General features: G+C 61.9%; 6 protein-coding genes. 2 read left to right on the top strand and 4 right to left on the bottom strand.

The annotated features are described in order from the left end of the window. Positions 1 to 809, top strand: an 809-nt coding sequence (locus tag DBR18_RS25260; RefSeq protein WP_146188795.1) for a heavy metal sensor histidine kinase, incomplete at its 5' end; no start/stop codon positions are given. A 132-nt stretch (positions 810 to 941) separates the two neighbouring features. On the opposite strand, the gene DBR18_RS25255 is transcribed toward DBR18_RS25260, so the two are convergent. Then, a complete protein-coding gene (locus tag DBR18_RS25255) occupies positions 942 to 1,946 on the bottom strand; it encodes an AraC family transcriptional regulator (protein ID WP_108592360.1) in 1,005 nt (334 codons plus the stop codon). 100 nt (positions 1,947 to 2,046) lie between these two features. On the opposite strand from DBR18_RS25255, the gene DBR18_RS25250 reads away from it, so the two are divergent. Beyond that, positions 2,047 to 3,120 (top strand): fatty acid desaturase, encoded by a 1,074-nt coding sequence (locus DBR18_RS25250; protein ID WP_108592359.1) that lies wholly within the window; start codon positions 2,047 to 2,049, stop codon positions 3,118 to 3,120. A 128-nt stretch (positions 3,121 to 3,248) separates the two neighbouring features. Here DBR18_RS25250 and DBR18_RS25245 read toward each other — a convergent pair whose 3' ends face one another. From DBR18_RS25245 to DBR18_RS29970, 3 genes are all read right to left on the bottom strand, one after another. Beyond that, positions 3,249 to 4,859, bottom strand: a complete 1,611-nt coding sequence (locus DBR18_RS25245) for an arylsulfatase (RefSeq protein ID WP_108592358.1) — start codon at positions 4,857 to 4,859, stop codon at positions 3,249 to 3,251. 13 nt (positions 4,860 to 4,872) lie between these two features. After that, complete coding sequence (locus tag DBR18_RS25240; protein ID WP_108592357.1) at positions 4,873 to 5,688, bottom strand: ABC transporter ATP-binding protein; 816 nt, start codon at positions 5,686 to 5,688, stop codon at positions 4,873 to 4,875. Further along, a partial coding sequence (locus DBR18_RS29970; RefSeq protein WP_256588965.1) for an ABC transporter permease occupies positions 5,685 to 6,290 on the bottom strand: 606 nt, incomplete at its 5' end. The genes DBR18_RS29970 and DBR18_RS25240, both read right to left, overlap by 4 nt.

Raw genomic sequence — 6,290 nt, 5'->3', positions numbered from 1 at the left:
CGCTGCGACAATTGAGCGAAGCGGTGCGTGGTATTGATCTGCGCAGCCTTGATCAACGTCTGCCCGCCAGCGGCACCCCGGCAGAGCTGCTCGAACCGGTGCAGGCGCTCAACGGCATGCTCGCGCGGCTGGACGACAGTGTGCAGCGGCTGTCGCAGTTTTCTGCCGATCTGGCGCACGAGATCCGCACCCCGTTGCACACCTTGCTCGCCAGCAACGGCCAGGCGCTGAATCACCCGCGCAGTACGGTGGAATATCAGGAGCTGCTGGCGTCGAACATGGAAGAGTTCGAACGCCTCAAGCGCATGGCCGAAAACCTGATGTTCCTCGCCCGCGCGGAACAGGCCGAGCGGGCACTCGACTTGCGCACGCTGAAATTGCACGAGGCCGGTAATGAATTGTGCGATTACTTCGAAGCGCTGGCGGACGACCGCAATATCCGTCTGGAAAATGCGCTGCACGGCGAACTGCTGGCCGACCAGCAACTGCTGCAACGCGCCCTCGGTAATCTGCTGGCCAACGCGGTGCGCCATGCCGATGAAGGCACACTGATCAGCCTGCGCCGCCGCGATGAACCAGGCATATGCTGGTTGCAGGTCCACAACCACGGCCCGGTCATCGCGCCAGAACATCTGGGCAAACTGTTCGACCGCTTCTATCGCGTCGATCCTTCACGGGCGCAGCCTGGGGATTCGGGCGGGCTGGGGCTGGCGATTGTGCAGTCGATCATGCAGTTGCATGGCGGGCAGGTCAGGGTGAGCAGTGATGCGAGTGGCACAGTGTTTGAACTGGGTTTTGAGGCGATCTGACTGACGTCTTCGCGGGCAAGCCCGCTCCCACAGGTTTCTCGGGTGTACATGAATTTTGGCTACGACACGGACACTGTGGGAGCGGGCTTGCCCGCGAAGAGGCCATTAGGTTTAGCGCAAATTCCGGATCAATCAGCGCAACTGATCGCGAAACTGCCCCGGTGTCATCCCCGTCCAGCGTTTGAACGCCCGGCTGAAGCTGCTGGTGTCGGCGAACCCGAGTAAATAACTCACCTCGCTCAACGAACACTGCGGATCGCGCAGGTGCAGCAGCGCCAGATTCTCGCGGCTTTCGTTGAGCAGCGTGTCGAAGCGACATCCCTCGTCCGCCAAGTGCCGTTGCAGGCTGCGCAGGCTCAGGTGCAAAGCCTGGGCGATGCGCTCGGCGCTGGGTTCGCCTTCGGGCAGTTGTTCCTCGATGGCGTCGCGCACCTTGCGCTCCCAGGTCAGCGGTTTGAGCTGGGCCAGGGTGCGCTTGAGCACCGCTTCGTTGTGTTCGGCCAGTTCCGGGTTGGCGTCGTCCAGGTGGCTGTCGAAGTCGGCGAGGGCGAACTCCAGGCGATCTTCAGGGGAGGAGAAATGCACGGGCGCGCGGAACACCTTGTGCCATTGATGTGCATCGGACGGTTCCGGGCGGCGCAGGTACACCGCCAACGGCGCGTAATCGCGACCCAGGCGATTGCGGCAGGTGCGCACGTAGATCGCGGCAAAGGCATCGATGGCTTCAAAGGCTGGCGCGGGATTACCTGACGGAATTTTCAGACGGAATTGATAGCGGTCGTCGTGGCGGCTCAGTTCCAGCTCCAGCGCATCGCTGACCACCGGGTGATAACGCACGATGCGTTCGAACACCTCGCGCAGGCTGCCGCTGGCCACCAGCGCATAACCGAGCGCATGGAACGTGGTCGGGCTGACGAAGCGCGACACTCGCAGGCCGATGGCCGGATCGCCGCTGAACTGCACCGCCAGTTCCCACAGCCGCGTGGTGCCGGACAACGGATAACGCGCGTTCGGGTCGTCCATCAGCTGCGGATCGAGCCCGGCCTGCTGGCACAGGCCGATACTGTCCAGCCCCAGCGCATCGAGTTGCTTGCGCAAGGCACGGGTCCAGCTGGCGAGAGAAGTCGGTTCCTTCATGCTGATTGGCGCTTCCGGTCAACAGGTTGGCGTTCACGGCTACCACCACTAAAGCATTGGCAAGGCAGGATGCGAACATCAATAACCAGAGGATGGAAGCATGGACCGTACTTCTGCAAGTCCCCAGCGACACAATGCTGCCCAGCGATCAGCGCATATTCGCGAAGTGGTGCTGGCCAAAGGCGTCGAACTGCGTGAGCGTTACCCGATCCTGCAGCATCAGGACGCCCTCGGTACGGGCATTCTGGCCTTTGCTTTGGCCGGGATGATCGGTTCGGCGACGCTGTACATCACGGGCCACATGGCCTGGTGGGTGTGCCTGTTGCTCAACGCGTTTTTCGCTTCCCTGACCCATGAGCTGGAGCACGACCTGATCCACAGCATGTATTTCCGTAAACAACGGGTGCCGCATAACCTGATGATGGGCCTGGTGTGGCTGGCGCGGCCGAGTACGATCAATCCGTGGATCCGCCGCCATCTGCACCTCAATCACCACAAGGTGTCCGGCACTGAAACCGATATGGAAGAACGCGCGATCACCAACGGCGAGCCCTGGGGTTTTGCGCGGTTGCTGATGGTCGGCGACAACGTGATGTCGGCGTTCATCCGCATGCTTAGGGCCAAGACCTGGGCGCACAAGTTCAGCATCATCAAGCGTACGCTGAAGGTCTATGCGCCGCTGGCGCTGGTGCATTGGGGCGCGTGGTATGTGTTCCTCGGTTTCCATGCGGCAAACGGTATTGCCTACCTCATGGGTTCGCCGATTGAATGGTCGGCGACCACGCTGTCGGTGATGCAGGTGATCGACATCGCGGCGGTGGTGATTATCGGCCCGAACGTGTTGCGCACCTTTTGCCTGCACTTCATCAGCTCGAACATGCACTACTACGGCGACATCGAGGCAGGCAATGTGCTGCAGCAATGCCAGGTGTTGAACCCTTGGTGGCTTTGGCCGCTGCAGGCGTTCTGTTTCAACTTCGGCAGCAGCCACGGCATCCACCATTTTGTGGTGAAGGAACCGTTTTACATCCGGCAGCTGACCGTGCCGGTGGCGCACAAGGTGATGCGCGAGATGGGCGTGCGGTTCAATGATTTCGGCACGTTTGGGCGGGCGAACCGGTTTGTCCGTCGGGATGAAGTGGTAGCGGAGGAGGCGCGTACGGTTCAGGCTTGATGGTGAATTTGCGGGCCTCTTCGCGAGCAAGCCCGGTCCCACAGGTTTTGTGTCATTCGAAGGGTTTGTGAACGACATTGAACCTTGTGGGAGCTGGCTTGCCAGCGATAGCGGTCTATCAGACAACCTCAATCCGGCTGAAACGGCGAAGCACTCAAAATCACCCCGGTCTCCTCGACATATTTCTGCCAATGCCCGATCAACACGCTGAGCTTGTCCGGCTGACTCGCCGCCAGATCATGAATCTCCCCCGGATCACTGCTCAGGTCATAAAGCTGCCATGTCGCCGGACCCACCGGCCCGGGGATCCACACCGCTTTCCACGACCCTTGGCGAATCGCTCGACGGCCAAACAATTCCCAGCCAGTCACGGTGTGCTCGTCATGCACCTGCGCCGTCTCACCGGACAAAAAGCCCAACCACGACTTGCCACGCAACGGCGCCACCGGTTTGCCGTGCCATTGCTTGCCCGGATGGCGCACGCCCGCCAGATCGAGAATCGTCGGAGTGATGTCCATCACCGTGCCGAAGCCATGGCTGATCTGCCCTTTGAGTGGCAATTGCGGGTAGTGCAGCAGCGCCGGCACGCGGATCCCGCCTTCGGTGGTGAACGCCTTGAACAGCCGTGACGGCGCCGTCGCCACCTGCGCCCAGCTCGGCCCGTACCACACGTAGGAATTGGCGCGGCCGATGTTCTCGAGGCTGTTGTCGTAATGCTGATTCAGGTAGGTCAGCAGTTCCGGGCCGAACTTGGGGAACGCTTCCAGCAGCGCGCCCTCGGCACCGTTATCGGACATGAACAGGATGAACGTGTTATCGAGCTGCCCCTGCTGGCGCAGGTAATCGACCACCCGGCCGATGTTCCAGTCCATGCGCTCGACCATCGCCGCGTAGACCTCCATGGCCCGCGCGGAAATTTGCCGCTGCTCATCGCTCAGCGCAGCCCATTGCGCATTCAGTTGAATCAGCGGATGCGGCTCGACATCCGGCTCGATCAGCCCCAGGGACTTGAGTTTTTCCAGACGTTCCAGACGCAAGACTTCGGGGCCGGCGTCGTAACGGCCACGATATTTTTCGACCACCTCGGCCGGTGCCTGCAACGGCCAATGCGGTGCGGAGAACGGCAGATAGGCGAAGAATGGCCGGCTCTGATCGCGTTCCTTGAGGTACTGCAGCAGCTTGTCGCCGAAGGCGTCCGACGAGTAGAAATCCTTGGGCAGTTCATCGACAAAGGTGTCGTCCTCGATGTACAGCGCCGGTGTCGATTTCAGCAGGCCCGGGGTGTGTTCATCGTAGGTCGGCTCGAAACCATAGTGGTTGGCCGCACCCGGCAGCAACGAAAACGAACGCTCGAAACCGCGGGCCTGCGGCGCCAGTTCAGCCGTCAGTCCCAGATGCCATTTGCCGCTCATCAACGTCTGGTAACCGGCCTCACGCAGCAGTTCGGGCAGCGCCACGACGCGGTCGTTGAGATAGCCCTCGTAACCCGGTTTGCCGATCAATTCCGGGGTCAGCGCTTCGGCCATGGTACCGATGCCGGCGATGTGGTGATCGGTGCCGGTCAGCAGCATCGAACGGGTTGGCGAGCAGGTCGGTGCGGTGTGGAAATCGGTCAGGCGCAGGCCGTTGTTGGCCAGGGCATCGAGGTTCGGTGTGGCGATTTCGCCACCGAAGGCGCCAATGTCGGAGAAGCCGAGGTCATCGGCCAGAATCACCAGAAAGTTGGGGCGTTGCGGCATCGAAAAGCTCCTCTCAATAGGCAATGAACGACAGCGGCAGATCGCGGATCTGCACTGGCAGGCTCGGTTGGTAATGGTCGTCGCTGGTCAGCTCGTGCAGCAGCTCTTCGCGCAGCTGATGGAAGTCGAAACTGCTGCGCTGACGCGGGTGCGGCAGGGCGATGTCGACCACCTGCTTGATCCGTCCCGGACGCGGCTCCATCACCACCACGCGGTCGGCGAGGAAGATCGCTTCTTCCACATCGTGGGTGACCAGAATGGTGGTGATTTTTGCCCGGGCACGGATCGCCAGCAGTTCGTCCTGCATCTGCTGACGGGTCAGTGCATCGAGTGCGCCGAACGGCTCGTCGAGCAGCAGAATCCTTGGGCTGGCGACCAGTCCGCGAGCAATCGCCACGCGCTGTGCCATGCCACCGGAGAGCTGATGCGGATAGGCGCGGGTGAAATCGCGCAGGCCGACCAGATCGATGAAATCGTTGATGCGCTGCTGCTTTTCGGCGGTGCTCAGCGGTTCGTTGACCAGACCGAGACCGATGTTGTCGGCCACGGTCAACCACGGGAACAGCCGGTGTTCCTGAAACACGATGCCGCGCTCGCCGCCGATACCGTTGACGGCTTTGCCATCAACGCTGATCTGCCCGCGAAACTGCGTGTCGAGGCCCACCAGCAGACGAAGCAGAGTGGATTTGCCGCAGCCGCTGGAGCCGACGATGGCGACGAATTCGCCTTCGGCGATGTCGAGGTTGAATTCGCGAATCGCCTCCAGTTCGAAACCGTCGACGTCGAAGGATTTGCCTACGTGGGTGAAGCTGACAATCGGTGCGTTCATGCGTGTCTCCAGCGAGTGGCGCGAATTTCCAGGCGTTGGCCGATGAGGTTGAGCAGGGCGCCGGTGAGGCCGACCAGCAGCATCCCGGCCATGATCAGATCCATGCGCAGCAGTTGTTGGGCGCCGATCATCTGGCTGCCGATGCCGCCGTTGGACGGCATGAAGTATTCGGCGCCGATGGTGCCGAGCCAGGCGTAGATCAGGCTCAGGCGCAGCCCGGCGAAAATCCCCGGCGCCGCACCCGGCAGCACCAGACGGCGCAGGCGTTGGCCGAGGCTCAGGCGCAGCACCTGCGCGGCTTCGTTGAGTTGTGGCGAGAGGTTGGCGACGCTGCGCTGAGTGGCGATGAACAACGGAAAGAACGCGGCGAGGGCGACGAATACCCACTTCGATAATTCACCCAGACCGAACCACGCGGTGAGCAGCGGCACCCAGGCGAAAATCGCGATCTGGCGAATGGCGGCGAGGGTCGGGCCGAGCAGCCGTTCGCTGATCTTCGACAGACCCAGCAGCAAGCCAAGGGCGAAACCGAGGCCGCCACCCAGTAACAGACCGCCAAGGGTGCGGCCGAGGCTCAGGGCCATGCCGCTGATCAACGTGCC

Source organism: Pseudomonas sp. HMWF021 (assembly GCF_003061005.1).
GTDB lineage: Bacteria > Pseudomonadota > Gammaproteobacteria > Pseudomonadales > Pseudomonadaceae > Aquipseudomonas.
The sequence above is the reverse complement of the archived record's forward strand: the minus strand, read 5'-3'. Positions and strand labels throughout refer to the sequence as shown.